4 protein-coding genes are annotated in these 3,400 nt (G+C 61.9%); 1 reads left to right on the top strand and 3 read right to left on the bottom strand.

All coding sequences use genetic code 11. The features are described 5' to 3' along the window. The 3 genes from EN935_RS27460 to EN935_RS27450 all read right to left on the bottom strand — a co-directional run. The coding region (locus EN935_RS27460) for a formate dehydrogenase subunit gamma (RefSeq protein ID WP_127373815.1) at nucleotides 1-382 on the bottom strand (382 nt) is incomplete at its 3' end. A 192-nt stretch (nucleotides 383-574) separates the two neighbouring features. Beyond that, on the bottom strand, nucleotides 575-1,474 hold the full coding sequence (locus tag EN935_RS27455; RefSeq protein ID WP_109666141.1) for a LysR family transcriptional regulator: 900 nt from the start codon (nucleotides 1,472-1,474) through the stop codon (nucleotides 575-577). 139 nt (nucleotides 1,475-1,613) lie between these two features. Further along, complete coding sequence (locus tag EN935_RS27450) at nucleotides 1,614-1,991, bottom strand: VOC family protein (RefSeq protein ID WP_109666744.1); 378 nt, start codon at nucleotides 1,989-1,991, stop codon at nucleotides 1,614-1,616. A 252-nt stretch (nucleotides 1,992-2,243) separates the two neighbouring features. On the opposite strand from EN935_RS27450, the gene EN935_RS27445 reads away from it, so the two are divergent. After that, on the top strand, nucleotides 2,244-3,400 hold a 1,157-nt coding region (locus tag EN935_RS27445; RefSeq protein ID WP_164771376.1), incomplete at its 3' end, for an Mrp/NBP35 family ATP-binding protein.

The raw sequence follows: 3,400 nt of genomic DNA, 5'->3' as shown, positions 1-3,400 counted from the left end.
GGCCGAGACAATAGACTGGCTCCAGCGTGACCGAACCGTCGCGGGTCGTCTCATGGAAGCCGATGCCCAGCAACTGTTTCAGTTTGGCGGCGACGGCGTCCGAACCCATCGACTGGCAGGATTCCGCCTGACAAAGCTTCAGCACATGCCGGCCTGCCGGATGGCTGCGGTAATCATGGTAGAAGGTGACGACGCCGTGCACCTCGGCCCGGGAAATGTTCAATGCTTCGGCGATGACAGGCAGCGCATCGTGCGGCACATGGCCGAACTCTTCCTGGATGCCGTGAAGGATCGGCAGCAGCGGGCCTTCAAGGCCCTTCAGCTCCTGGATGATCGCGGCCGTGCGCGACGTGATCTCGGTACTTGCAGGCTGCATTGGCATGCAGCGCCCTCCCTATCGTAGCGGTCCATGCGTATCGCCCAAAAACATTAAGTGGTTTTGGAGCAACGACATGCCTGTGCCGCTTTATCGCTAAGTGCTTAAGAAATCGAAGAAAACCTCCGAAATCAATAAAGCGGTTTCGTTGGACGATAGAAGTCTTCTATCGACTGTCATCAGCCAACCTTGTCTAACTCAACGGTTGGCGTGGAAATCGTCCGCCAGCGCCATCGCCTCGTCTAGCAGCGCCGAGACCAGCGGCGTGTGCGGTTCGCGCGGTGTCGCCACCAGGCCGACCGTGTGGCTGGCGTCGGGTTCGACGATCGGAATGGCTCGTATCGGCTCGGAAAAACCGAATGTTTCCGCGAGGTTGAGCGGCATGATCGACGACCATTTGCCAGTGCGGATGTGGGAAAACAGCACGATCATCGAATTGGATTCCAGCGTTGGTCGCACCTGCACGCCGGCTTCGGCCAGATGCTGGTCGATGATGCGGCGGTTCTGCATGTCCGGCGTCAAAAGGCACAGCGGCAGGCTTGAGAGCTCCGCCCATGTCACTTTGTCGCGGTCGGAATAGGGATTTCCCATCGCGGTGATCAGTTGATAGCGCTCGTCATAGAGCGGCACGCTGGTCACCCGCCCCAGCGGCTCGTTGTCGAGATAGGTGATGCCGGCGTCGATGTCGAAATTGCCGAGCAGCGACAGCACCTCGATCGACGTGCGCGACAGCACCGAGAAGGTGACGCCCGGGTGTTTTGCCCGAAACGGTGTCGTCAGCCGTGCGACCATGGCCAGTGCGGTCGGAATGGCGGCGATGCGGATGCGTCCGGAAAGTCCGTGGCGCGCCGCCCGCATTTCCTCGCGCATCGTGCGGGTGTCGCCGACGATGCGGCGCGCCCACACCAGCACCTGTTTGCCCTCCGGCGTCAGTCCCTGGAAGCGCGAGCCGCGCAGAACCAGCATGACACCAAGCTGGCCCTCCAACTGCTTGATTCCGGCCGACAGCGTCGGCTGGGTGACGCCGCACACTTCCGCCGCCCGGCCGAAATGCTCTTCCCTGGCCAGCGCGATGAAGAATTCCAGCTTGTCGATCATGGACGGAAGCTAGAGCATTTTGGCGCCCGCATAAATGCGGTAAAACAAACGGTTGGCGCGAGTCACCGGTTCCAGGAAAACAAGCGAGGAGTGCCCGCACAGATCATGCGTGCGCCGCCTCCCCGAAATACGAAACAACCTATTTGTCCACCAGGTTCAGGATGTTGCCGTCGGGATCCTTGAACCATGCGACCTTCATGCCGTAACCGACATGGACGTCGCCCTCCAGCGTCAGGCCGGGCATCTCATAGTGCTCGAAGGTGACGCCCTTCGACTTCAGTTCCTTGACAACGTTGCCGATCTCGTCGCCAACCATCCAGGTCACCGCCGTTGCCTTGTTGGTTCCGGCAAATTGGGAATGATAGACGTTGAGGGTGGTGTCGCCGCTTTTGTACACGATCAGTTCGCCGCCCTCATCGTGCACCTGTTTCAGGCCAAGTGTTCCCTCATAGAAAGCCTTGGCCCTTGCCAGGTCCTTTACCGCCAGATTGGCCGTTGCGTTGCTGTTTGCGAGCATGGTCGCCTCCTTCTCTTGATTGTCGGTCCTGTGCTGGTCGTTGAAATAGGTCTCTTCGACTGTTTGACGACTGTCGGCTGGCCTGATTGACGGCCGCACCGGCACTCGATCATCTGGAAGACGTTTGATGCTGATGAAATCCGACGGACCCCATCGTTTTTCCGGGCACGCCAAGGCAGCCATTGCTCCACGGCTTGGTTCTGTCCGGAAACTGCATTATCTCAGGCGCAAGCTGCGTAAGGAAAAACTGCCATGTCCGTCACCAAGGAAATCGTCACCGAGCGTCTGAAGACGGTCAACGGGCCGGATTTCACCGGCAACATTGTCGACCTCGGCATGGTTTCGGAGATTTTCATCGCTGACGGGAAGGTCTTCTTCTCGATTACCGTTCCCGCCGCCCGTGCCCAGGAAATGGAACCGCGGCGTGCCGCCGCCGAACGCGTCGTCAAGGCGATTCCCGGCGTCGCCGGCGCCGTCGTCGCGCTGACGGCCGAGAAGAAGGGCGGCGGCATGGAGGCGCCGGTTCCGTCGCGCCCCGCTCCCAGGCCCGCTCCGCCCGCGGCCGCGCCACGTGCCGCTCCCCATGCTCCCGCTTCACACAGCTCGGGCAAACGTGGCGTGCCCGGCATCGAGGCAATCATCGCGGTCGCCTCCGGCAAGGGTGGCGTCGGCAAGTCGACCACCGCCGTCAACATCGCGCTTGGCCTCGTCGCCAATGGCCTGCGCGTCGGCGTGCTCGATGCCGATATTTACGGTCCGTCGATGCCACGGCTGCTCAACATCCACGGCCGGCCGCAGACCGTCGACGGCAAGATCCTGAAACCGATGGAGAATTACGGCCTGAAGGTGATGTCGATGGGCTTCCTCGTCGATGAGGAAACGCCGATGATCTGGCGCGGACCGATGGTGATGTCGGCGCTGACGCAGATGCTGCGCGAGGTCGAGTGGGGCCGGCTCGACGTGCTCGTCGTCGACATGCCGCCCGGCACCGGCGACGCGCAGCTGACCATGGCCCAGCAGGTGCCGCTGGCTGGCGCCGTCATCGTCTCGACGCCGCAGGATCTGGCTCTGATCGACGCGCGAAAAGGCCTCAACATGTTCAAGAAGGTCGACGTGCCGTTGCTCGGCATCGTCGAAAACATGAGCTATTTCATCGCCCCGGATACCGGCAAGCGCTACGATATCTTCGGTCATGGCGGCGCGCGCCGCGAGGCCGAGCGTCTCGGCGTCACCTTCCTTGGCGAAGTGCCGCTCGAGATGGGCATTCGCGAAAGCTCGGACGCCGGCACGCCGGTTGTCGTCTCGAAGCCCGACGGCGCCGAGGCGAAAATCTACCGCGACATCGCTTCGAAGGTCTGGGACCGGGTCAACGAAGAGCGTGGTGCGGCTGCCGCCGCCGTGCCGAGCAT

Origin of the sequence: Mesorhizobium sp. M7D.F.Ca.US.004.03.1.1 (assembly GCF_003998635.1) — a bacterium.
Classification (GTDB): Bacteria; Pseudomonadota; Alphaproteobacteria; order Rhizobiales; family Rhizobiaceae; genus Mesorhizobium; species Mesorhizobium loti.
This window is presented reverse-complemented; position numbering and strand designations above follow the sequence as displayed.